Origin of the sequence: Blastococcus mobilis, from assembly GCF_900188025.1 — a bacterium.
Classification (GTDB): Bacteria; Actinomycetota; Actinomycetes; order Mycobacteriales; family Geodermatophilaceae; genus Blastococcus_B; species Blastococcus_B mobilis.
On the sequence record NZ_FZNO01000007.1, the window covers coordinates 79,878 to 103,283 of the forward strand.

General features: G+C 73.5%; 22 protein-coding genes. 3 read left to right on the top strand and 19 right to left on the bottom strand.

Going from position 1 to position 23,406, the window contains the following annotated elements; translation table 11 throughout:
* Window positions 1–78: 78 nt before the first annotated feature.
* Complete coding sequence (gene ilvD / locus CHB94_RS08150) at window positions 79–1,788, bottom strand: dihydroxy-acid dehydratase (RefSeq protein WP_089336079.1); 1,710 nt, start codon at window positions 1,786–1,788, stop codon at window positions 79–81.
* Between the two features lie 141 nt (window positions 1,789–1,929).
* On the opposite strand from ilvD, the gene CHB94_RS08155 reads away from it, so the two are divergent.
* Window positions 1,930–2,319, top strand: coding sequence for a PH domain-containing protein (locus CHB94_RS08155; RefSeq protein WP_254920492.1), 390 nt, complete (start codon window positions 1,930–1,932; stop codon window positions 2,317–2,319).
* Here CHB94_RS08155 and CHB94_RS08160 read toward each other — a convergent pair.
* A complete protein-coding gene (locus CHB94_RS08160) occupies window positions 2,313–3,260 on the bottom strand; it encodes a 2-hydroxyacid dehydrogenase (RefSeq protein ID WP_176445467.1) in 948 nt (315 codons plus the stop codon). The genes CHB94_RS08155 and CHB94_RS08160 overlap by 7 nt on opposite strands.
* 50 nt (window positions 3,261–3,310) lie before the next feature.
* On the opposite strand from CHB94_RS08160, the gene CHB94_RS08165 reads away from it, so the two are divergent.
* On the top strand, window positions 3,311–4,465 hold the full coding sequence (locus CHB94_RS08165) for a PQQ-dependent sugar dehydrogenase (RefSeq protein WP_089336081.1): 1,155 nt from the start codon (window positions 3,311–3,313) through the stop codon (window positions 4,463–4,465).
* A gap of 114 nt (window positions 4,466–4,579) precedes the next feature.
* Here CHB94_RS08165 and gatB read toward each other — a convergent pair whose 3' ends face one another.
* From gatB to gatC, 4 genes are read right to left on the bottom strand one after another with little or no spacing between them, the layout of a single operon-like run.
* The gene (gene gatB, locus CHB94_RS08170; RefSeq protein ID WP_089336082.1) at window positions 4,580–6,073 is read right to left on the bottom strand and encodes an Asp-tRNA(Asn)/Glu-tRNA(Gln) amidotransferase subunit GatB; all 1,494 of its coding nucleotides are present in this window, start codon (window positions 6,071–6,073) and stop codon (window positions 4,580–4,582) included.
* The gene (locus tag CHB94_RS08175; protein WP_089336083.1) at window positions 6,070–6,249 is read right to left on the bottom strand and encodes a hypothetical protein; all 180 of its coding nucleotides are present in this window, start codon (window positions 6,247–6,249) and stop codon (window positions 6,070–6,072) included. Before CHB94_RS08175 ends, gatB begins: the two co-directional genes overlap by 4 nt.
* Complete coding sequence (gene gatA / locus CHB94_RS08180; protein WP_254920493.1) at window positions 6,246–7,802, bottom strand: Asp-tRNA(Asn)/Glu-tRNA(Gln) amidotransferase subunit GatA; 1,557 nt, start codon at window positions 7,800–7,802, stop codon at window positions 6,246–6,248. Before gatA ends, CHB94_RS08175 begins: the two co-directional genes overlap by 4 nt.
* Window positions 7,799–8,098, bottom strand: a complete 300-nt coding sequence (gene gatC / locus CHB94_RS08185) for an Asp-tRNA(Asn)/Glu-tRNA(Gln) amidotransferase subunit GatC (protein ID WP_089336179.1) — start codon at window positions 8,096–8,098, stop codon at window positions 7,799–7,801. The genes gatA and gatC overlap by 4 nt, the downstream gene beginning before the upstream one ends.
* A gap of 228 nt (window positions 8,099–8,326) precedes the next feature.
* On the opposite strand from gatC, the gene CHB94_RS08190 reads away from it, so the two are divergent.
* Entirely contained in the window at window positions 8,327–9,025 is a 699-nt protein-coding gene (locus CHB94_RS08190; protein ID WP_089336084.1) for an ACT domain-containing protein, read from the top strand.
* Window positions 9,026–9,082: 57 nt separating this feature from the next.
* On the opposite strand, the gene ligA is transcribed toward CHB94_RS08190, so the two are convergent.
* From ligA to CHB94_RS08250, 13 genes are all read right to left on the bottom strand, one after another.
* Window positions 9,083–11,215, bottom strand: a complete 2,133-nt coding sequence (gene ligA, locus CHB94_RS08195; RefSeq protein ID WP_089336085.1) for an NAD-dependent DNA ligase LigA — start codon at window positions 11,213–11,215, stop codon at window positions 9,083–9,085.
* 55 nt (window positions 11,216–11,270) lie between these two features.
* On the bottom strand, window positions 11,271–12,287 hold the full coding sequence (locus tag CHB94_RS08200) for a methionine synthase (protein ID WP_254920494.1): 1,017 nt from the start codon (window positions 12,285–12,287) through the stop codon (window positions 11,271–11,273).
* Between the two features lie 51 nt (window positions 12,288–12,338).
* Complete coding sequence (gene mnmA / locus CHB94_RS08205) at window positions 12,339–13,436, bottom strand: tRNA 2-thiouridine(34) synthase MnmA (protein WP_089336087.1); 1,098 nt, start codon at window positions 13,434–13,436, stop codon at window positions 12,339–12,341.
* Entirely contained in the window at window positions 13,433–14,623 is a 1,191-nt protein-coding gene (locus CHB94_RS08210) for a cysteine desulfurase family protein (RefSeq protein ID WP_089336088.1), read from the bottom strand. The genes mnmA and CHB94_RS08210 overlap by 4 nt, the downstream gene beginning before the upstream one ends.
* 37 nt (window positions 14,624–14,660) lie before the next feature.
* Entirely contained in the window at window positions 14,661–15,665 is a 1,005-nt protein-coding gene (locus CHB94_RS08215; protein ID WP_254920495.1) for an MFS transporter, read from the bottom strand.
* Window positions 15,623–16,096 carry an MFS transporter gene (locus CHB94_RS26080; RefSeq protein ID WP_254920496.1) on the bottom strand — a complete coding sequence of 158 codons (474 nt, stop codon included), beginning with the start codon at window positions 16,094–16,096 and terminating at the stop codon, window positions 15,623–15,625. The genes CHB94_RS08215 and CHB94_RS26080 overlap by 43 nt, the downstream gene beginning before the upstream one ends.
* Window positions 16,097–16,326: 230 nt before the next feature.
* A complete protein-coding gene (locus CHB94_RS08220; protein WP_089336089.1) occupies window positions 16,327–17,289 on the bottom strand; it encodes an electron transfer flavoprotein subunit alpha/FixB family protein in 963 nt (320 codons plus the stop codon).
* A 35-nt stretch (window positions 17,290–17,324) separates the two neighbouring features.
* On the bottom strand, window positions 17,325–18,104 hold the full coding sequence (locus tag CHB94_RS08225; protein ID WP_089336090.1) for an electron transfer flavoprotein subunit beta/FixA family protein: 780 nt from the start codon (window positions 18,102–18,104) through the stop codon (window positions 17,325–17,327).
* A 124-nt stretch (window positions 18,105–18,228) separates the two neighbouring features.
* Window positions 18,229–19,353: an L-cysteine desulfhydrase Cds1 gene (gene cds1, locus CHB94_RS08230; protein WP_089336091.1), complete on the bottom strand. Its 1,125-nt coding sequence runs from the start codon at window positions 19,351–19,353 to the stop codon at window positions 18,229–18,231.
* Entirely contained in the window at window positions 19,350–20,456 is a 1,107-nt protein-coding gene (locus CHB94_RS08235) for an ABC transporter ATP-binding protein (RefSeq protein WP_089336092.1), read from the bottom strand. Before CHB94_RS08235 ends, cds1 begins: the two co-directional genes overlap by 4 nt.
* Window positions 20,453–21,331: an ABC transporter permease gene (locus tag CHB94_RS08240; protein WP_217899225.1), complete on the bottom strand. Its 879-nt coding sequence runs from the start codon at window positions 21,329–21,331 to the stop codon at window positions 20,453–20,455. Before CHB94_RS08240 ends, CHB94_RS08235 begins: the two co-directional genes overlap by 4 nt.
* Window positions 21,328–22,176 carry an ABC transporter permease gene (locus CHB94_RS08245; RefSeq protein ID WP_089336093.1) on the bottom strand — a complete coding sequence of 283 codons (849 nt, stop codon included), beginning with the start codon at window positions 22,174–22,176 and terminating at the stop codon, window positions 21,328–21,330. Before CHB94_RS08245 ends, CHB94_RS08240 begins: the two co-directional genes overlap by 4 nt.
* Window positions 22,177–22,247: 71 nt before the next feature.
* Complete coding sequence (locus CHB94_RS08250; protein ID WP_217899226.1) at window positions 22,248–23,390, bottom strand: ABC transporter substrate-binding protein; 1,143 nt, start codon at window positions 23,388–23,390, stop codon at window positions 22,248–22,250.
* Between the last annotated feature and the right edge of the window lie 16 nt (window positions 23,391–23,406).

Genomic DNA, 23,406 nt, shown 5'->3' on the forward strand with positions numbered 1-23,406 from the left:
CCTGTCGGCACCCGCACCGAGCCGATCGAGCCGCCCCGCGCCCGCCTCACCCGTCCGGGGGGTGCTCCCCGCGGCTGCTCAGCCGCAGATCGCGCCGTGGGCGGCCGAGCCGACGAGCTTGGCGTACTTGCCGAGCACGCCGGTCGTGTAGCGCGGCGGGAGCGGGGTCCAGCCCTCCCGGCGGCGGGCCAGCTCGTCGTCGTCGACCAGCAGGTCGAGCGTGCGCGCGGCCAGGTCCAGCCGGATCGCGTCGCCGTCGCGGACGAAGGCGATCGGCCCGCCGTCGGTGGCCTCCGGGGCGACGTGGCCGATGCACAACCCCGTGGTGCCGCCGGAGAAGCGGCCGTCGGTGAGCAGCAGCACGTCCTTGCCCAGGCCGGCGCCCTTGATCGCGCCGGTGACGGCGAGCATCTCCCGCATCCCCGGCCCGCCCTTCGGGCCCTCGTACCGGATGACGACGACGTCGCCGGGCTTCAGCGTGCCCTCGGTGACGGCGTCCATCGCGCCCTGCTCGCCGTCGAAGACCCGTGCGGTGCCCTCGAAGACGTCGGTGTCGAAGCCGGCCGACTTCACGACCGCCCCGTCCGGGGACAGCGAACCGCGCAGGATGGTGAGCCCGCCCGTCTTGTGGATCGGCTCGCTCATCGCGTGGATGATCGCGCCGTCCGGGTCCGGCGGGGCGATCTCGGCCAGGTTCTCGGCCATCGTCCTGCCGGTGACGGTCAGCACGTCCCCGTGCAGCAGGCCGGCGTCCAGCAGCGCGCGCAGCACCACCGGGACACCGCCGATCCGGTCGACGTCGGTCATCACGTAACGACCGAAGGGCTTGACGTCGGCCAGGTGCGGGGTCCGGTCGCCGATCCGGTTGAAGTCCTCCAGCGAGAGCTCGACCTGGGCCTCGTGCGCGATCGCCATCAGGTGGAGGACGGCGTTGGTGGAGCCGCCCAGCGCCATGACGACGGTGATCGCGTTCTCGAACGCCTCGCGGGTCATGATCTGGCGGGCGGTGATCCCCTTGCGGAGCAGGTTGACGACGGCCTCGCCGGAAGCGACCGCGAAGGCGTCGCGGCGGCTGTCGGGCGCGGGCGGGGCGGCGCTGCCGGGCAGCGCCATGCCGAGCGCCTCGGCGACGCTGGCCATGGTGTTGGCGGTGTACATGCCGCCGCAGGAACCCATGCCGGGACAGGCGGCCTTCTCGATGGCGGTGAGCTCGTCGCGGCTGATCAGCCCCCGCGCGCAGGCTCCGACGGCCTCGAAGACGTCGATGATCGTGAGGTCGCGGTCGCCGAGCTTCCCGGGGAGCGTCGAGCCCGAGTAGAGGAAGACGCTGGCGAGGTCGAGGCGGGCGGCGGCCATCAGCATCCCGGGCAGCGACTTGTCGCAGCCGGCCAGCAGGACCGAGCCGTCGAGCCGCTCCGCGAACATGACCGTCTCCACCGAGTCGGCGATGACCTCGCGGGACACCAGCGAGGCACGCATGCCCTCGTGCCCCATGGAGATGCCGTCGGAGACCGAGATCGTGCCGAACTCGAGCGGGAATCCGCCGGCGGCGTGGACGCCCTCCTTGGCCCGCTTGGCCAGCCGGTCCAGGGAGAGGTTGCAGGGGGTGATCTCGTTCCAGGACGACGCGACGCCGATCTGCGGCTTGCTGAAGTCCTCGTCCTGCATGCCCACCGCGCGGAGCATGGCGCGGGCGGGAGCCCTGGAGTCCCCGTCGGTCACCTCGAAGCTGCGCGGCTTCAGGTCGGCGGTCTCACTGCCTGCGGGACGGTCCTCGACGGTGGTCACTGGTTCTCCTCGCTGACGCTCGTCCCCCGTGCGCCCATGGTTGCCGTGTCGTCTCCGTGAGCCGGCACGTTCGCTCACGAGCGGCGATGGTAGGCCGTTCGGTCCACGACGTGTCCGGCGCGGGTGGGAACATCACCATCCGTGAGCCCCCCTGCCCGGCTGCGGACGAGTCGGACCGCACTCCTTCCCGTCGCCCTCCTCGCGCTCTGCATGCTGCCACTGGCGACGGTGTCGGGCTGGACGCTGGTGGTCCTGCTGGTGCCCGCCGTGATTGCGGCGTGGGTGGTGCGGGTGGGCGTCGACATCGGGGACGACGGGCTGACCGTCCGCTCGTTGCTCGGGCAGCGGCAGGTGCCCTGGAGCCGGCTCGCCGGGATCCGCGTCGCCCCGCGCGGCGACCTCTGGCTGGTCACCACCGCGCGCACCGAGGTGCGACTGCCGGTGATGCGGGCGCGCGATCTCCCTCGGCTCGCCGCCCTGTCCGGTGGCCGCCTCGAGGTCCCGGAGCCACCGACCGAGAAGGATCAGTAGCGGTCGACGACGTTCTCCAGCGCCTCCCCGGCCAGGATCCGGGCGATCTGGCCGGTGACCGCCGCCGCCGCACGAGCCCCCGTCTGCGGCACCTCGCCGCCGACGTGCGGGGTGAGCAACAGCCCGGGCGCCGACCACAACGGGTGGCCCGGGGGCAGCGGCTCCGGGTCGGTGACGTCCAGCGCCGCGCGGAGCCGGCCCGCGCGCAGCTCGGTGAGCAGGGCGTCGGTGTCGACGATCACCCCGCGGGCGGCGTTGACCAGCAGGGCGCCGTCCTGCATCGCGGCGAGGAAGCCGGCGTCGACCATGCCCGTGGTCTCCGCCGTCACCGGCACGATGAGGATCACCACGTCGGCGTGCGGCAGCAGCTCCGGCAGGTCGCGCATGGCCCGGACGCCCTCGCGGGCGGTCCGGGCGACGTAGGTCAGCTCGACGTCGAAGCCGGCGAGCAGCCGGCCGATCGCCCGGCCGATGTCGCCCGCGCCGACGACGAGCACCCGGGCGCCGACGAGTGAGCTGTGGGTGCTGAACGACCAGCGCCCGGCGTCCTGCTCGCGGACGAAGAACGGGATGCCGCGCTGGGCAGCGAGCGTGACGGTGACTGCCCACTCCGCCGTCGAGGGGGTGTGCGCTCCGCGGGCGTTGCAGAGCATCACCCCCGCAGGGAGCCGGCCGGCGAACTTCTCCGCGCCGGCGGAGAGCAGCTGCACGAGCCGCAGTCGGGACAGGCCCTCCACGAAGCCGTTGTCCGGCAGGGTCGCGCCGCCGGAGCGCGGCACCCACACCTGCGCGAGGGCCGCATCGCCCGACGGCGGGCCGTCGTCCGGGTCGATGCGGTGGGCGCGGACGCGCGGGGACAGGTCCTCGACCGCGGCGCCGATCGCGCGGGAGGGCACGAGAACGTGCAGGGTCTCGCCGGGTTCCAGGGGCAGGTGGGGCACGACTCCGGACTCTAGGCGGCGGGCCGCCGGGCGCACGTACTCTCGACCAGGTGGGACGGCGGGCGGCAGCGGGTGCGTCCCGTCTGGCTGCGGTCGTGCTCACCGCCGTCGTACTGACCGGCTGCGGGGACGGCGGCTACGAGCCGAGCGGGCCCTTCCGCCCGCTGCCGGAGGGCGCGCCGCCCGAGGTGGGGCCGCCGTCGTCGAGCGCCCCCGTCCCCGGTGACCCGGCGCTGCCCGGGTCCGGCGAGGAGGGCGGCGACCCGAACGTGGTCGCGTCCGGGCTCTCCGTCCCGACCGGCCTCGTCCTCCTGCCCGACGGCAGCGCGATCGTCGGCGAGCGCGACACCGGCCGCCTCGTCCACGTGTTCCCCGACCGCTCCCCCGCGCGCGAGCTGATGACGGTGCCGGGCATCGACACGGCCGGCGACGGAGGCCTGCTGGGCCTGGCCCTCTCGCCCACCTACCTCGAGGACGGCCTGCTCTACGCCTACGTGTCGACGGCGACCGACAACCGGGTCGTGCGCTTTCCGCTCGGCGGCACACCGAACCCGGTGCTGACCGGCATCCCCCGGGGGGAGCGGCACAACGGCGGCGGGCTGCTGTTCGGGACCGACGGCACCCTGTTCGTGGGCACCGGCGACGCCGGGGATCCCACCCTCGGCCGGGACCTCGGCTCGCTGGGCGGCAAGGTGCTGCAGATCGACGTGTTCGGGCGGTCCGTGGGCCCGTCCCCGGTCTTCAGCCGGGGCCACCGCGACGTGACGGCGCTCTGCCGGTCACCGGTGCCGGACGAGGCCGGCCAGGGGACGCTGTACGCCACCGACGACGCCACCGAGGGAGCGGACGAGGTCGACCGGGTCGTCCGCGGCACCGACTACGGCACCGTCGCGCCGCTGATCGAGGTGCCCGCCGAGGAGAGTGGCCTCGGCGGCTGCGCCGCTGCCGGTGGCGGGATCTTCCTCGGCGCACTGGACGGGGAGCGGGTGCACGCCTTCGCACTCGACGGTGCCGGGGCCGTGGTGGGCGACCCGGAGGAGTTCCTGGGCGGCCAGTACGGCCGGCTCCGCACCGTCGTCATCGACGCCGAGGGCGCGCTCTGGATCACCACGTCCAACCGCGACGGCGTCGGGACACCGATCGAGGACGACGACCGGGTGCTCCGGATCCTCCCGCCGTCCGCGGCCGGCGCGTCGCCGCTGTAGAGGCCTGGTCGTCCCGGGCGCGGAGCCCGGAGGGCTCCCGGCCGGGACGACGCAAGGGCTCAGCGCGACCGGGGAACGGCTGCTGGCCGCGGTGCGGTCCCGAGGACCGCAGTGTTACAGCAGCCGCTCCTCGAGCATCCGCTTGACGGTGGCGGCGTCGGCCTTGCCGCGGGTGGTCTTCATGACCGCGCCCACGAGGGCGCCGATGGCCTGCACCTTGCCACCGCGCACCTTCTCGGCGACATCGGGGTTGCCCTCGATGGCCGCCTCGACGGCGCCGACCAGCTCGTCGGACTCGCCCATGACCGCCAGACCGCGGCTCTCGACGATCGCGGCCGGGTCGCCCTCCCCGGCGAGCACGCCGTCGAGCGCCTGCCGGGCGAGCTGGTCGTTGATCGTGCCGGCCGCGACCAGGCCGACCAGTTCGGCGACCTGCGCCGGGGTGACGGCGAGCTCCGCCAGGTCGACGCCGGCGTCGTTGGCCCGACGGGCCAGCTCGCCCAGCCACCACTTGCGGGCGTCCGCGGGCGAGGCGCCGGCCGCGACGGTGTCGCTGACCAGCTCGACGGCACCGGCGTTGACCAGCCAGGCCATCTCGGTCGGCGAGATCCCCCACTCCTCCGACAGCCGCGCCCGTCGGGCGGCGGGCAGCTCGGGCAGCATGGCGGCGAGCTTGGCGACCCACTCCTCGTCGGGGGCGACCGGCACGAGGTCGGGCTCGGGGAAGTACCGGTAGTCGGTGGCCTCCTCCTTGCTGCGACCCGGCGAGGTGGTGCCGGTGTCCTCGTGGAAGTGCCGGGTCTCCTGCAGGACCCGCTCCCCCGCGTCCAGGACGGCGGCCTGGCGGCGCATCTCGAAGCGGACGGCGCGTTCGACGGAGCGCAGCGAGTTGACGTTCTTGGTCTCGGTGCGGGTGCCCCACTCCAGGCTGCCGATCGGGGCCAGCGAGGTGTTGACGTCGGAGCGCAGGTTGCCCTGCTCCATGCGCACCTCGGAGACGCCGAGGGCCAGCAGGATCTCGCGCAGCTCGGTGACGTAGGCGCGAGCCACCTCGGGCGCCTTGGCGCCGGCGCCGGGGATCGGGCGGGTGACGATCTCGACCAGCGGGATGCCCGCGCGGTTGTAGTCGATCAGCGAGTGGTCGGCGCCGTGGATGCGGCCGGTGGCGCCACCGACGTGCAGGTTCTTGCCGGTGTCCTCCTCGAGGTGCACCCGCTCGATCTCCACGCGGTAGGTCTCGCCGTCGACCTCGACGTCCAGATGCCCGGCGGTGCAGAGCGGCTCGTCGTACTGGGTGGTCTGGAAGCCCTTGGGGATGTCCGGGTAGAAGTAGTTCTTCCGCGAGAACCGGCACCAGGTGGCGATGCGGCAGCCCAGGGCCAGGCCGATGCGGATCGTCGACTCGATCGCGGCGGCGTTGGCCACCGGGAGGGAGCCGGGCAGGCCCAGGCACACCGGGCAGGTCTGGGTGTTGGGCTCGGCCCCGAACGTCGTGGAGCAGCCGCAGAACATCTTGGAGGCGGTGCCGAGCTCCACGTGGGTCTCGAGGCCGATCACCGGCTCGTAGCGAGTGAGGACCTCGTCGAAGCCGACCAGGGTGTCGCTCATGAGGGGTTGTTCTCCTTCGGGCCGGTGCGGCCGGTGAGCACCGCGCCGATGCCGGTCAGCACGCCCAGGACGATGAAGACCGCGAAGACGGCGCGTCCGGTGCCGATCCAGAGCGCGGCGCCGGCCAGGACGACGAACGCGGTGAGGACCCAGGCGGCCTTGAGTGCGCCGTTCACGCGGCACCGCCGGCGGCCTGGGCGTCACGATGGGGCAGCTGGTCGAGGAACCGGGAGCCGCGGGCGTCGTCCTGCGCGCTCTCCAGCGCTGCGGCGACGCGATAGCAGCGGTCGTCGGCGAGCGCCGGCGCCATGATCTGGAAGCCGACGGGCAACCCGTCGGAGAGCCCGCAGGGCACCGAGATGGCGGGCACCCCGGCCAGGCTCGCCGGCAGCGTGCAGAGATCCGCGGCGTACATGGCGACCGGATCGTCGACGCGGGAGCCGAGCGGGAAGGCGACGGTCGGCGTCGTCGGGCTGACCACGACGTCCACCTCGTCGTAGGCGGCGGAGAAGTCGCGGCTGATCAGCGTCCGGACCTTCTGGGCCTGGCCGTAGTAGGCGTCGTAGTAGCCGCTGGACAGGGCGTAGGTGCCCAGGATGATGCGGCGCTTCACCTCGGCACCGAAGCCCCGCTCGCGGGTCAACGCCATGACCTCGTCGAGGTCGCGGCTCCCGTCGTCCCCCACCCGCAAGCCGTAGCGGACGCCGTCGAAGCGGGACAGGTTGGAGGACGCCTCGCTGGGAGCGATCAGGTAGTAGGCCGGCAGCGCCAGGTCGAACGCGGGGCAGGAGACCTCACGGACCTCGGCACCCATGCTCTCCAGCAGGGCCACGGCCTCGGCGACGCGGGCCAGCACGCCGGGCTCGTAGCCGTCGGTGTGGCCCTCGCCGCCGAGCTCGCGGACGATCCCGACCTTCAGGCCCGTCAGGTCACCCCCGGCGCCGCGGCGGGCGGCCTCGGCGAGCACCGGCACGGGGGCGTCGATGCTGGTCGAGTCCAGCGGGTCGTGCCCGCCGATCGCCTCGTGCAGCAGTGCTGCGTCGAGGACGGTGCGCGCCATGGGCCCGGCCTGGTCCAGGCTCGAGGAGAAGGCGATGAGGCCGAAGCGGGACACCGAGCCGTAGGTCGGCTTGTGGCCGACCAGCCCGGTGAGGGCGGCGGGCTGGCGGATCGAGCCGCCGGTGTCGGTGCCGATCGCCCACGGGGCGAGGCCGCCGGCGACCGCCGCGGACGAGCCGCCGGAGGACCCACCCGGGATGCGCTCGGGATCCCAGGGGTTGCGGGTGATCCGGTAGGCGGAGTTCTCGGTGGAGGAGCCCATCGCGAACTCGTCCATGTTGGTCTTGCCGAGCAGCACCGTGCCCGCGGCGCCGAGCCGCGCGGCGACCGTGGCGTCGTAGGGCGGCTTCCAGCCCTCGAGGATCTTCGAGCCGCTGGTCGTCGGGACACCTGCGGTGACGATGACGTCCTTGAGCGCGACCGGGATGCCGGCCAGCCCCGAGCCCGCGCTGCCGGCCGCGTCGATGGCGGCCGCTCGCTCCACGGCAGCCGCGGGGTCGACGTGCAGGTAGGAGCCGAGGACGTCGTCATCGGCGGCGATGCGGTCCAGGTAGGCCTGGGTGATCTCGGCGGACGTGGCGCCGTCCTGCAGGGCCGCCTGCAGCTCGGTCACCGTCATCGAGGTCACGTCGGTGCTCGCGCGCACCTCGTTCTCGGGAGTCGTGGTCACGCTTCCTCCTGCAGGATCCGCGGCACCCGGAAGCGGCCCTCCTCGGCGGCCGGCGCCCCGGCGAGGACGATCTCGCGGGGCAGGCTGGGCCCGACGACGTCCTCGCGCATGACGTTGGTCATGGGCACCGCGTGCGTCGTGGGCGGCACCTCCTCGACGGCGGCCTTCCCGACCTGGGCCACGGCGTCGAGCACGTCGGCGAGCTGGCCGGCGAAGAGATCGAGCTCCTCGTCGGTCACCGCCAGCCGGGCCAGGCGCGCGAGGTGCGCGACATCCTTCCGGGAGAGCGTGCTCATGCTGGGGTGGAACTCCACTTCGCAGTGCCGAACGGCTGAGGTGGGCCCGGCTTCTCGGCCGGACGTGACCCGCCCACTCTACGTGGGCCCCGCCGGTGGCATCCGGTGCGGAAGCGGACGTGAGAAGCTGCACGCACGCGATCGACGGGAGAAGGATCCCCTTCTCCCCACCGCTCGCACGCTCGCGGCGGGCCCCGGAAGGGGGCCATGGGCAGCCCCGGAGGAAGCGTGTCCTATCTCCTGCGCCTGGTGGTTCCCGACAAGCCCGGCGCCCTCGGCGCCGTCGCCACCGCGCTCGGTTCCGCCGGCGTCGACATCGTCTCCCTCGACGTCCTCGAGCGCGGCAACGGTGTGGCGGTCGACGACGTCGTCGTGGACCTGCCCCCCGGCCGGCTGCCCGACAGCCTGATCACCGCCGCACAGACCGTCCCCGGGGTCTCGGTGGAGACGCTGCGGCCCTTCGCCGGCCCGCTGGACACCCACCGCGAGCTGGAACTGCTGGACGCGCTGGCCCGCGGGGCCGGAAGCCCTCCCGAGCCCTCCCTGTCGGCGAAGCTGCTGGCGGCCGAGCTGCCGCGGGTCTTCCACAGCGGCTGGGCCGTCGTGCTCTCGGCGGTCCAGCCGTCCTCCGCGGGTGGGCCCGCGTGGGAAGTGGCGGCAGCCTCCGACGCCGCCCCGACGTTCGAGGGACTCACCCTCCCGTGGATGCCGCTGAGCGGGCCGCGGCTGCTGCCCAGCGACGACGAGTGGCTGCCGGAGCGGTGGCGGGAGATGGCCATCGAGATGATGGCCGCTCCCTACGGCGGCCCGGGCTGCGCGGTGGTGGTGGGTCGTTCCGGTGGCCCGGCCTTCCGCCGGTCGGAGCTGCTCCGGCTCGCGCACCTGACCGGCATCGCGACCACCGTGGCGTCCCTGCCCCCGGACTAGGGAGAGGACCCCTCCCCGGCCCCTCGGGAGCTCGGGGCGGTTCCCTGGAGGGGCGGACTACGCCTCCCCGATCGTGGCGACGGCCAGCGCCGCCTCCGGGCCCTCGTCGAGGAGCACCCGGAAACCGTCGTCGTCCAGGATCGGCGCCTTGACCTGCACCGCCTTGTCGTACTTGCTGCCGGGGTCGGCGCCCACGACGACGAAACCGGTCTTCTTCGACACCGAGCCGGTGACCTTGCCACCGCGCTCCTGGATCGCCGTGATGGCCTGGTCGCGGCTGAGGTCGCGCAGGGAACCGGTCACCACGACGGTGACGCCGGTGAGCGGCCCGGGCGGGGCATCCTCGCCAGCGTCGGCCATCCGGACCCCGGCACTGCGCCACTTCTCGACGACGTCGCGGTGCCAGTCGACCCCGAACCAGTCGCGCACGGACCTCGCGATGGTGGGGCCGACGCCGTCGGCGGCGGCCAGCTCCTCCTCGGAGGCAGCCATGATCCGGTCCATCGACCGGAAGTCACGGGCCAGCGCCTGAGCGGCCGTGGGACCGACGTGCCGGATCGAGAGGGCCACCAGCACGCGCCACAGCGGGACGTCCTTGCGGCTCTGCAGGTTCGCGAGCAGCTTCTGACCGTTCGCCGACAGCTCGCCGTTCTTCTTGGTGAAGAACGGCGACCGCTGCAACTGCTCCCCGTCGAGGAAGAAGATGTCGCCCTCGTCCTGCAGGAGCCGGCTCTGCAGCAACGCGATCGCCGCCTCGTAGCCGAGGTTCTCGACGTCGAATGCGCCGCGACCCGCGACGTGGAACACCCGCTCACGCAGCTGCGCGGGGCAGGACCGCGCGTTCGGGCAGCGGATGTCGGCGTCGCCCTCTTTCTCCGGTCGCAGCTCGGTCCCGCACTCGGGGCAGTGGGTGGGCATGACGAACTCGCGCTCGGAGCCGTCGCGGGCGGCGACCACCGGACCCAGGACCTCGGGGATGACGTCCCCCGCCTTGCGGATGACGACCGTGTCGCCGATGAGCACGCCCTTGCGCTTGACCTCGGACGCGTTGTGCAGCGTGGCCAGCTGCACCGTGGATCCGGCCACCTTCACCGGCTCCATGTAGGCGAAGGGCGTGACCCGCCCGGTGCGACCGACGTTGACGCGGATGTCGAGCAGCTTCGTCGTCGCCTCCTCCGGCGGGTACTTGAAGGCGATGGCCCAGCGCGGTGCCCGCGAGGTGGAGCCCAGCCGCCGCTGGAGGGAGACCTGGTCGACCTTGACGACGACGCCGTCGATCTCGTGCTCGACCGAGTGCCGCTGCTCCCGGTAGCGCTCGATGTAGGCCCACACGCCCGCGAGGTCGTCGACGACCTCGAAGCGGTCGCTCACCGGGAGGCCCAGGGCGCGGAGCTCGTCGTAGACGGCCGACTGGCGGTCGACCCGGAAACCTCGGTGGGCGCCCAGGCCGTGGACGACCAGGCGCAGCGGCCGGGACGCGGTGACGCGGGGGTCCTTCTGACGCAGGGAGCCGGCCGCGGCGTTGCGCGGGTTGGCGAAGGGCGCCTTGCCCTGCTCCACCATGCCGGCGTTGACATCGGCGAAGGCGGCCACGGGGAAGTAGATTTCCCCCCGCACCTCAAGCAGCTCGGGGACGTCCTCGCCGGTCAGCTGCTGGGGGACGCCGGCCATGGTCCGGACGTTGGCGGTGACGTCCTCCCCGGTCGTCCCGTCGCCGCGGGTCGCGGCCCGGATCATCCGGCCGTTCTCGTAGACGATGGCGACGGCGACCCCGTCGACCTTCAGCTCGCACAGGTAGCTGGCGCCGGCAGCTCCTTCCCGTTCCACCCGGGCGGCCCAGGCGGAGAGCTCGTCGCTGGAGAAGGCGTTGTCCAGGCTCTGCATGCGCTCGAGGTGCTGCACCGGCGCGAAGGTCGCGGTGAAGCCACCGTTGACCTTCTGGCTCGGCGAGTCGGGTGTGACCAGCGCGGGGTGGGCCGCCTCGATCGCCTTGAGCTCCCCCATCAGCTCGTCGTACTGACCGTCGCTGACCAACGGCTCGTCGCGCACGTAGTAGGCGAAGGCGTACCGGTCCAGCTCCTCGGAGAGGTCGCGATGCCGGGTGCGGGCGCCGTCGGGGACCTCGGTGACGTCCTCGCGGTCGACCGCGGCCGCGACCGCGGGGGCGTCGAGTTCGGCCTCAGTGCTCACCAGCAGACGGTATCCGGCAGGTACGACGGCCAACCGGGGTTCCCCCGGTCGTGGATCACTCCGGCTGGAGGTACTTCGCGGCCTCGCGGACGTGCGCCATCGCCGACCGCGCGTACGCCGGAGAAGCTCCGGCCAGCCCGCAGGACGGGGTGAGGGTGACGGCGGCGGGCAGGTCAGCGGCGGGGAAGCCGAGCTCCCGCCACCAGGCCTGGACCCGGGACGCCGTCGCCTTCGGCGCGGGCAGCGCCGTGTCGGTGCCGGGGACGACGCCGGGGAACAGGTGCGTGCCGGCCTCGATCGCGGTCCCGGCGGCGTCGAGGTCCTGCACGAGACCGAGGTCGAAGGAGACGGCCGCGGCACCGGCGGCCCGGAACAGCTCCAGTGGCGCGCGAGCGGCGCAGCAGTGCACGACGACCGGGACGGGGAGCCGGTCGACCAGGTCGGCGAGCTCCTGCTCCACCACCGTTGCCTCGACCGCGGGCAGCTTGCCGAACCCGCTCACCGTGGGCAGCCCACCCTGCAGGACGGCGGGGACAGAGGGTTCGTCGAGCTGGACGACGACCTGGGCGCCGGGCACCCGGGCGGCGACGGCGGCGACATGCCCGGCCAGCCCCTCCGCCAGGGACTGCGCGAGATCCCGGCGGGCGCCGGCGTCGACCACTGCGCGGTCGCCCCGGCTGCGCTCGAGGCCCGCGGCCAGCGTCCACGGGCCGGCGGCCTGCACCTTCAGTGGACCGGTCCAGCCGTCGGCGACGTCGTACAGGGCGTCCAGGTCACGAGCCAGGAACTCCCGCGCACGGCGCTGGTCGATGCCCGAGCGCGGGACCAGCCGCCAGCCGGCAGGAGTCAGGTCGACGGCGAGGTCGACCAGCAGGCCGGCGCTCCGGCCGATCAGGTCGGCACCTGCCCCACGGGCGGGCAGCTCGGGGAGGTGGGCGAAATCGGGCAGCTCCCCCACGACGAGGCGCACTGCCTCGGCCGGGTCGATGCCGGGGAGGGATCCGACGCCGGAGGCCGACCCCCACGACGCCGGAGCCGGCCCCGGGTCGGAGGCATCGATCGAGGAGGTCACGACGGCGACGGTAACCCGCCCCGGCAGCGTCCCCGGTCACCACCCGCGGGCTCAGCGGGACAGCGGCTCCTCCGTCGCGCACGCCGTCCGCACGGCGCTCTGTCCCAGCACGCGGTCACCCCGGACGGCGTCGGGCTCGTAGAGCACGGCCGACTGGCCGGGAGCCACGCCGCGCTGCTCCTCGGCGAACTCGATCAGCAGCCCGCCGTCGTCCCCTGCGCTCACCCGGCAGGCCACCGGTGCGGCGTGCGCCCGCACCTGCACCTCGGCCGTGAACGGCAGCGGCGGCACCGGCCCCGTCCAGCTGGGAGGACCCGTGCGCACTCCGGGCACCGCGGCCAGATCGGCCGTCCCGACCGTGACCGTGCGGGACACCGGCTCGATCGCGAGGACGTACCGCGGCCGCTGGTCACCGACCGCGATACCGAGACCGCGCCGCTGGCCGACCGTGAAGCCGTAGGTGCCGCCGTGCTCTCCCACCTGCTCCCCCGTGGCCGCGTCGACGACCGGCCCGGGCAGGCTCCCCAGCCGGCGGTTCAGGAAGCCGCGGGTGTCCCCGTCGGGGATGAAGCAGATGTCGTGCGAGTCGGGCTTGGCGGCCACGGCGAAACCCCGCTCGGCCGCGATCTCCCGCACCCGATCCTTCGTCATCGACCCCAGCGGGAACATCGCCCCGGCCAGCTGCTCGCCGGTCAGCACTCCGAGCACGTAGGACTGGTCCTTGCCGGCGTCGACCGACCGCCTCAGCTCGCCACCCTCCAGCCGCGCGTGATGGCCGGTCACGACCGCGTCGAACCCGAGACCGAGGGCACGGTCCAGCACCGCGGAGAACTTGATCTTCTCGTTGCAGCGCAGGCAGGGGTTGGGCGTGCGGCCGGCCGCGTACTCGGCCACGAAGTCGTCGACGACGTCCTCACGGAACCGGTCGGCCAGATCCCAGACGTAGAACGGGATGCCGAGTTCGTCGGCGACGCGCCGGGCGTCGTGGGCGTCCTCCACGCTGCAGCAGCCTCGCGCCCCACTGCGCAGGGTCTGCCGATCCGGCGAGAGCGCCAGGTGCACCCCGGTGACGTCGTGACCGGCGTCGACGGCGAGCGCCGCGGCGACCGCCGAGTCCACTCCCCCGCTCATGGCGGCGAGCAGCCTCATCGTCGCCCCATCCCCGCCCGGCGGGCCCGCTCCACGACGGGCGCGATCACGTCGAGCACGGCGTCGACGTCGGCGTCGGTCGAGGTGTGGCCGAGGCTGAACCGCAGCGAGCTCCGAGCCCGGTCGGCGTCGGCGCCGGTGGCCAGCAGCACGTGGCTCGGGCGGGCGATGCCCGCGTTGCACGCCGAGCCCGTGGAGCACTCGATGCCCCGGGCGTCCAGCAGCATGAGCAGCGCGTCCCCCTCGGCGCCCGGGAACGACAGGTGCGCATTGCCGGGCAAGCGGCCCGGCCCGGAAGCCAGGCGGTCGTCGAGCGGCGCACCGTTGAGCTGGGCGTCGGACACCCGCTCCACGACGCCGGCGACGAGCCGGCCGCGCAGCTCCGACAGGCGGTCGGCACGGTCCTCGCGGGACCCGACGGCGGTGACGGTCGCGACGGCGAGGCCGACGATGGCGGCCACGTCCAGCGTCCCGGAGCGGACGTCGCGCTCCTGGCCGCCCCCGTGCAGCAGCGGGGTGCACTCGGCGTCCCGCCGCAGCAGCAGCGCGCCGGCGCCCATCGGCCCGCCGAGCTTGTGCCCGGTCATGGTGAGCGCATCCACCCCGCTCGCGGCGAAGTCGACCGGCACCTGGCCGACCGCCTGCACCGCATCCGTGTGCAGCGGCACGCCGACCTCGTGCGCGACCGCGGCCAGCGCCGGGATGTCGCTCACCGTGCCGATCTCGTTGTTGGCCCACATCACGCTGGCGAGGGCGACGTCGGAACCGTCCCCGAGCGCCTCGGCCAGGGCCTGCGGCCGCACCCGACCGCTCGGCTCGACCCGCAGCCAGGTGATCTCCGCCCCGTCGTGCTTGGCCAGCCACTCGACGCTGTCCAGGACGGCGTGGTGCTCGGCCGGGCTGACCACGATGCGGCGGCGACCGGCTTCCGCCTGCCGCCGCGCCCAGAACAGACCCTTGACGGCCAGGTTGTCGCTCTCGGTCCCGCCCCCGGTGAAGAGCACCTCCGACGGGCGGGCACCCAGGGCCTCGGCGAACCGCTCGCGGGACTGCTCTGCGGCACGCCGGGCGGCCCGGCCGCTCGCGTGCAGCGAGGAGGCGTTCCCGACCCGGCCCAGCTGCTCCGTCATGGCAGCCAGGACCTCGGGGAGCACCGGCGTGGTGGCCGCGTGGTCCAGGTACGTCACCCGACCTCCTCGCTGGGGCTCGTCGGCCACGTGACCGTCATTCTCCGTCTCCGCGTGACCTCGCGAACTCGGTCACCGGAACGAGCGTAGACGCGGGCACCGCCGGGCCTGGGGCGGCACCGGCCCGCGGGGACAGCCACGCACCCACCAGCGCGAGGGCGGTGAGGACGGCGATGCCGAGCAGCACCGACGACGGGAACGCGAGCAGGTCCATGGCCGCGGCGGCCACGAGGACGCCGACGATCCCCACGCACACCGCCGACATCGTGACGTCGGCGATCTGGAAGGCGGCCGAATCCGCGCCGCGGCGATCCTCGCGCGACTGCCCCAGCAGGAGCACGCTCAGGCTCGGCATGCCCAGCCCCATCCCCAACCCGGGGACCGCCCAGCTCACGCAGGTCGGCCAGCCGTGCAGGGCCGGGACGGTGACGAGCGCGGTACCGGCGAGGCCGGCCGCCAGGAGCAGGAAGCCGATCCTGAGCAGGACCACCCGAGCGACGTCGGGCCGGCGCCCCTGCAGTTGGGAGGCCACCGCCCAGCCGAGCGCGCCGGCCGTCAGCGGGATTCCGGCCGTGGTGGGGCTGTAGCCGTGGAGCTGGGTCAGGGTGAGCGGCAGCAGCGCGTCCATGCCGAAGAAGGCACCCGCCAGCATCCCCCGCGCGCCGATGACCGCGGGCAGGCCGGGCCGCATCCCGGCGGTGCCCCGTGGGAGGAGCGGGCGCAGGCCCGCCACGAGCGCCATCGCGCCCACCGCGGCGATGCCCAGGGCGACCGGGTCCAGCCGCTGGCCGGCGTACTGCAGCGCGGCGACACCGATTCCGGCGAGCAGCGCCCACCACCGCCGGGCCGACGCGGGCACCGCCAGGCCCTCGGGCGCGCCGAGCCTCCGGAGGGCGGGCAGGAGCAGCGCGAGGCCGAGCGCGATCAGGGGCAGCATCCCGAGGAACACCCACCGCCAGCCCACGTGCGTGGTGAGCAGGCCGGCGAGGAGCGGGCCGATCAGCGCGGGCAGCACCCACGCGGCCGAGAAGGCCGCGAACAACGGCGGCCGCAGCTCCGCCCGGTAGGCACACGGCCCGCGACGACGTAGAGCGAGACGGCGATGATCCCGCCGCCGATCCCCTGCACCGCGCGGGCGGCGACGAAGACCGCCATGTGCCCGGAGAGCCCGCCCACCAGGAGGCCGGCGGCGAAGACGGCCACACCGGCCAGCACCGCGACGCGGGAACCGCGGCGGTCGTCGAGGTCACCGCCGAGGACCATCCCGAACACCGACGCCACGAGGAAGGCGCTGAACGGCCAGCCGTACCAGGCCAGCCCGTCGAGCTCGGCGACCGCCGTGGGCATCGCCGTCGCAACCGCCATGGACTCGAAGGCCACGAAGGTGATCAGCATGAGCAGGCCCGCGGTGGTCAGCCGGTGCGCCCGGTCGAACACCGTCGGCCGCCCGCTCGTCCCCACGTCGTCCGCCAACCCCCTCCGACCGCCGATGCTTCCCGCCCATGCCTGCTCCGTACATGTGTCGAGCGCCGACCCCCCGAAGGGGACCGGCGCTCGACACGCAACGTGCTGGCGCGGCCTCGCTGCAGGGACCCGCGCCGCGACCCCGTCCCGGGCCCCCGGCCCCTGCAGGGTCCCGTGGCGAGCGTGCGAGCCGTGGGGGGCGGGGGGTCCTTCTACGAAGGGCGGGGAGGACGGGTCCGTTACTTCCGCGCGGTGATCTGCTCGGTGGCGGCCGGGACGACCGTGTTCAGGTCGCCCACGACGCCGAAGTCGGCCAGCTCGAAGATCGGGGCCTCGGGGTCCTTGTTGATGGCCACGATGGTCTTGCTGGTCTGCATGCCGGCACGGTGCTGGATCGCGCCGGAGATGCCGACGGCGACGTAGAGCTGCGGCGAGACGGTCTTGCCGGTCTGGCCCACCTGGAAGCTGTGCGGGTAGAAGCCGGAGTCGACGGCAGCGCGGGAGGCGCCCACGGCACCGCCGAGCGAGTCCGCCAGCGCCTCGATGATCGCGAAGTTCTCGGCGCTGGCCACACCACGGCCACCGGAGACGACTATCGAGGCCTCGGTGAGCTCGGGGCGGCTGCTCTTCTGCTCGACCACGCGGTCGACCACGCGCGCCTGCTTGGCGGCGTCGGAGACCGAGACCGATACCGGCTGCTCGGCGCCGGCGGCGGGGGCCGGCTCCGGGGTGACGGAGTTGCCGCGCAGGGTGTAGATGGGCGTGCCGGTCGTCACCTGGGAGTGCACGATCGTCGCCCCGGCGAACGCGACCTGGGTGGCGGTGCCGTCGGCGGCGATCTCGGTGACGTCGGTCAGGAAACCGCTGCCGGTCCGGACGGCCAGCCGGGCGGCGATCTCCTTGCCCTCCGGGGAGGACGGGATCACCACGGCGGCCGGGGACTTCTCGCCCACCAGCTGGGCCAGCACCTCGGCCTTGGGGGCGACGAGGTACTCGTCGATCTCCGGGGCCTCGGCGACGTAGACGGTGGCGGCGCCGTACTCGGCCAGCGCGTCCTTCACGCCGGCGGCGGTGCCCGGGGCACCGACGACGACGGCGGACGGCTCACCCAGCGCACGCGCTGCGGTGAGGGCCTCCAGGGTGGTCTTGCGGACTCCGCCGCCGGCCGGGTTGAGCTCGGCCAGGACCAGGACCTCTGCCATGAGTGCTTCTCCTCTTCCTTCGATCCGGGCCGGGCTCAGACGATCTTCTGGCTGGCGAGGAAGTCGACGAGCTTCTGCGCGCCGTCGCCCTCGTCGGTGACCTTGACGCCCTCGCCCTTGGGCGGGCGGCCGGCGAAGTCGAGCACCTTGGTGCTGGCGGCGGCCAGGCCCACGGTCGACGGGTCGACGCCGAGGTCGGCCAGCGACTTGGTCTCCACCGGCTTCTTCTTCGCGGCCATGATCCCCTTGAACGAGGGGTAGCGCGGCTCGTTGATCGTGTCCCAGGTCGAGACAATCGCCGGCAGCGGCGCCTCGACGGCCCAGTAGCCGCCGTCGGTCTGCCGCTCGATCCGGGCGGTCGAGCCCTCGACGGTGAGCTTGCGGGCGCCGGACAGCTGCGGGATGCCGAGGCGCTCGGCCAGCAGCGCGGGCATGACGCTCATCTGGCTGTCGGTGGCCTCCGCGCCGCAGAGCACGAGGTCGTACTCCAGCTGCTGGAGGGCGGCCGCGAGGACGGCACTGATCTGGAGGGCGTCCGAGCCGTGGATGGCCTCGTCGGACACGTGGACGGCCTTGTCCGCGCCCATGGAGAGGGCCTTGCGGATCGCGTCGGTGGCCGAGTCCGGACCGACGGTCAGCACGGTGACCTCGCCGCCCTGCGCCTCCTTGATCGTCAGCGCCTCCTCGATCGCGTACTCGTCCATCTCGTTGATCACGTTGTCGGCCGAGGCGCGGGCGACGGTGTTGTCGGACGGGTCGAGCTTGCGCTCGCTCCCCGAGTCCGGGACCTGCTTGACAAGAACGACGATGTTCATTCGCGCTGACCTTCCGACGCGTTCAGGACGCGGGCACGGGCCCGCCTGGCTCCGATCATGGAGGTTACTGGCAGGTAACGCGGCGGCGAGCCGAGGGGCCGGTGACGAGCGTCACGCGACCCGATCAGGTGGACGGCATCCACTGACCCGTCGCGGCGAAACGCTCCAGCGTGGCCGCGTACGGCGCGAGGTCGAGGCCCTGGTCGGCGACCCACTCGTCGGAGTAGTACGTGTGCGCGTACCGCTCCCCGCCGTCGCACAGCAGGGTGACGACGCTGCCGGTGCGCCCGTGAGCGACCATCTCGGCGACCAGCTGGAACGCGCCCCAGAGGTTGGTGCCCGTCGAGCCTCCGGCCCGTCGGCCGGTGACCCGCTCCAGCTCGCGCATCGCGGCCAGCGAGGCCGCGTCGGGCACGCAGATCATCCGGTCGACGATCGTCGGCACGAACGAGGGCTCCACCCGCGGCCGGCCGATCCCCTCGATGCGGGAGGACCGCCCGGTGGCCGTCGCGGGGTCGCCGTCCCGCCAGCCGGGGAAGAAGGACGAGCCCTCCGGGTCGACGACGGCCAGCCGGGTCGGCAGGCGCCGGTACCGGAGGTACCGGCCGATGGTGGCGCTCGTCCCGCCGGTACCGGCCCCGACCACCACCCACTCCGGCAACGGGTGCCGCTCCAGCGCGAGCTGGCTGAAGATCGACTCGGCGATGTTGTTGTTGCCCCGCCAGTCGGTGGCGCGCTCGGCGTTGCTGAACTGGTCCAGGTAGTGGCCCCCGCACTCGGCAGCCAGCCGCCGGGCCTCCTCGTAGATGTCCGGACCCCGGTCCACGAAGTGGCAGCGACCGCCGTGGAACTCGATGAGCGCGACCTTCTCCGGGCTCGTGGAGGTCGGCATGACCGCGACGAACGGCAGCCCGAGCATCCGCGCGAAGTAGGCCTCGCTGACCGCCGTCGACCCGCTGGAGGCCTCGACCACCGTGCTGCCCTCGGTGATCTGGCCCGAGCACAGTCCGTAGAGGAACAGCGAGCGGGCCAGCCGGTGCTTGAGGCTGCCGGTCGGATGGGTCGATTCGTCCTTGAGGTAGAGCTCGACGCCCCACTCGGGTGGCAGCGGGTAGACCAGCAGGTGGGTGTCGGCGCTGCGGCGGGCGTCGGCCTCGACCGCGGCCACCGCGCGGTCGACCCAGGCGCGGCCCACCGGGTCCGAGCGGTCGACGTCCGTCGCGGCCCCGACGGGCTCGACAGCGCTCATGCCCCCTCGCCCCTCGGCTCGTCCGCGACGACGAGCACCGGTCGCTCCGCCGGCGTCACCGTCACCGCGGCGCCGGGGACGAGGTCGGCACTGCTCGCGCTGGCGACGTCGATCCGGACCTCCACGCCGTCCGGGAGCGCCACGAGGACCCGCGTCGAGGCGCCGGAGAACGTGCGCGTCACCACCCGTGCGTTCCCGGCCGGGTGGGCGCTGACCTCCAGCGCCTCGGGGCGCACCAGCGCGACCACGCTGCCGGCCGCGGGTGCGGCGCCTGCAAGCGGTCGGCGCACGCCGAGCAGCGCCACGTGGCCGTCGGCGAGCTGGGCCGGGAGCCGGTTCATGGTGCCGACGAACTGGGCGACGAAACCGGTCGCGGGCCGCTCGTAGAGCTCGTCGGGCGTGGCGACCTGCTCCAGCCGACCGCTGCGCAGCACTCCGACGCGGTCGGCGACCGAGAGCGCCTCGGCCTGGTCGTGGGTCACGAAGACGGTCGTGATGCCGAGCTCGAGCTGGATCCGCCGGATCTCCTCGCGCAGCTGCACGCGGACCTGGGCGTCGAGGGCGGACAGCGGTTCGTCGAGCAGGAGCACCTGCGGCGCGACGGCCAGGGCGCGGGCCAGCGCCACGCGCTGCTGCTGCCCACCGGAGAGCTGGTGGGGATAGCGCGCGGCGCGGTCGGCCAGCCCGACCAGGTCCAGCAGCTCGGCGGCGCGGGCGGTCTGCTCGGCCTTCGGCCGCCGCCGGACCCGCAGACCGAACGCGACGTTCTCCGCGACCGTGAGGTTCGGGAAGAGGCTGTAGGCCTGGAACACCATGCCCATGTCGCGCTTGCTCGCCGGGACCCCGGTGATGTCACGGCCGTCGACCAGCACCCGGCCGGCGTCGGGCTGGTCGAACCCGGCGATCGCCCGCAGCGCCGTCGTCTTCCCGCAGCCCGACGGGCCCAGCAGCGCGAGGAACTCGCCCCCGGCGATGTCCATGTCCAGGCCGTCCAACGCCACGACCGAGCCGTACCGGCGGGTCAGCCCGTCGAGCCGGATGGGCACGCCCGGGCGCTCCCGCAGGTCGGCGGGGCCTGCGGCCCGGGCGGACACGGCGGTCATGAGGTCTCCTTCGTGCCGCGCCGGCGGTCCAGCGCGGAGATCATCAGCAGCAGCACCCAGGTGACGACGAGCGACAGCACCGAGACGGCCACCGAGAGCTGGGACTGGGATCCCGAGATCCGCACGATCCACGTCGGAAAGGTCTCGAAGCCCAGGATCACGGCGATCGTGTACTCCCCCATCACGAGGGCGAGGGTGAGGAACGAGGCGTTGAGCACCGACGTCCGCAGGACCGGCAGGACGACGGAGACCAGCACGCGCGGCCACGACGCCCCGAGGTTGCGGGCGGCCTCGGTGAGGGTGCGCAGGTCGGCGCCCCGGACCCCGGCGTCCAGCGCCCGGTAGACGAACGGCAGCGCGAGCACGACGTAGACGAGGACCAGGATCCAGGGCAGCGCCGGCTCCTGGAGGGCGAAGAAGGCCTCCGCCAGCGGCGTCCCGAAGAAGTAGTCCGGAGCCCACGCCAGCACGCTGCGGACGCCGACCACCAGGGCGATCGGAGGCAGCACCAGCGGCATGAGGGTGAGCAGCTCGACCGTCGTCCGCAGCCGGGGCAGCCGGAGGTTCACCAGCACGACGGTCGGCACCATGAGCACCAGCGCGATGACGACGGTCAGGCCGGCGATGGCCAGGGAACGGGTGAAGGCCTCGGTGAAGCCTTCGGCACCCGGGATCTCGGCGTACGTCTCCAGCGAGACGCCGTCGCGCTCCCGGATGGTGAACCACACCGAGGCCGCGATCGGCACCAGGAAGTAGAGGCCGAGGACGGCGAGGACGGCGTAGCGCCACGCCCCCGAGCCCCGTCGTCCCCGTCGGACGGGTGTCTCCGGAGCGACGCCGCCGGCCCCCGCGACGCTCTCGGCGAGCGCGGTCATGCCAGCCACCGCTGCGTGCGGCGCTGGACCCAGGCGTAGAAGACCATCACCAGGCCGATGAGCACGACCATGCCCAGCGCGAGGGCCTTGCCGCGGTTCTCCGAGCCGACGACGACGTCCCCGGAGAGGGCGTTCGCGATCTGCAGCGTGACCAGCGGGACGGTGCTGCCCACGAGCGCGTCCGCGGTGGCGTACGCCGCGAAGGCCGAGGCGAACAGCAGCATCGTCGCGCCGACGACGGGGGGTGCGAGCACCGGTCCGCCGACGTGCCGCCAGTACTGCCAGCCGCTGGCCCCGAGGTTGTCCGACGCCTCGCGCCACTGCGGCCGCAGCGCCTCCAGCGCCGGGATGATCGTGAGCACCATCAGCGGGATCAGGAAGTAGAGGTAGACCAGCGCCAGGCCGGCCATCGAGTACAGGCTGAATCCGCCGAGGCCCAGCCCGAGGGTGTCGGTGAGCAGGGCGGTGACGACGCCGGAGGTGCCGATCGTGGCGATGAACGCGAACGCCAGCGGGATCCCACCGAAGTTGGCCAGCACCCCGGACGCCGTCAGCACCAGCCGGCGCAGCAGCCGTCCTCGCCGCGCGCGGAGGATCGCGACGGCGAGCGCGAGACCGAGCACGGCTCCGAGGACGGCGGTGATCACCGACAGCTGCAGGCTGCCGACGTAGGCCCGCCGGTAGGGGCCCTCGGTGATCGCCGCGACGGAGGCGGTCGACCAGGTCTCCTCGAAGGTCACCGGATCAGTCGCCCGGAACGCCTCGACGGCGAGCACGGCGATCGGCAGCAGCAGGAAGACGGCCACGTACAGGAAGAACGGCAGCGCACCCAGGACGACGAGCACGCGGCCGCGCCGGCCTCCCCGACGGGAGACCGGCGCGACTGCGTCCGGAGTGCGGTCCGGGGCTGCGGTACTCAGCCGGAGATCTCCGCGTTCCAGCGCTCGGCGACGACCGCCTGTGCCGCCGTCTGCTGCTCCTCGGTCGGGAACTCGACGTCACCCTCGACCGGGGGCAGTGCCGAGAGCGCCTCGCTGTCGGCGGTACCCGCCTCCTCCATGGCCGGCAGCCGGACCGGGCGCGAGCCGCCCTTCAGCCAGATGTTCTGGCCCTCGTCGCTGTACAGGAACTCCTGCCACAGCCGGGCCGCCGCCGGGTGCGGGGCGAACTTGCTGATGGCCTGGCTGTAGTAGCTGCCGAAGACACCGTCGGTGGGGACGGCGACCTGCCACTCCACGCCCTCCTCGGCGAAGGTCTCGGTGAAGGAGGCGTTGAGGTAGTCCCAGTCGATGGAAATCGGGGTCTCGCCGCTCTGGATGGTCGCGGGCGTGATCTCGACCGGGTTGAAGTTGCCGGCGTCCTTGATCTGCTTGAAGAAGTCGATCCCGGGACCGATGTCGTCGAGGCTGCCGCCGTTGGCCAGCGACGCCGCCCACACGCCGCTGAACGCCGCGGCGGCCTGGGTCGGGTCGCCGTTGAGCGCCACCTGGCCGGCGTACTGCGGGTCGAGCAGGTCGGCGAAGGTCGTCGGGCACTCGGCGACCACCGTGGCGTTGCAGCCGATGGAGATGAAGCCGCCGTAGTCGTTGTACCAGTGGCCCTCAGGGTCCTTCTGGTTCTCCGGGATGTCGTCCCAGGTCTCCACCTGGTAGGGGGCGAGGAGGTCCTGGGCCTGCGCCTGGCGGGCGAACGCGGTGCCGAGGTCGAGGACGTCGGGCGCGCGGTCCTGGCCCTTCTGGCTCTGGACGGCGTTCAGCTCGTCCTGGCTGGAGCCGTCGGGGCTGGCGCTGTTGATCTCGATGTCGTACTTCTCGCTGAAGGTCTCGAGCATCTCGCCGTAGTTCGCCCAGTCCGGGGGCAGGGCGATCACGTTGAGCGTGCCCTCCTCCTGCGCGGCCTCCACCAGGGCGTCCATCCCGCCCAGGTCCTCGGCGGACGTGGCCGAGGCGGCGTCGGAGCCGCTGCCGCCGGAGGAGCCGCCGTCGTCCGAGCCGCACGCGGTGAGGGTGAGCCCGGCGGTGACGACCGCGACCGCGGTCCGCAGGGTGCTTCGTCGCACATGTCCTCCTGACGTG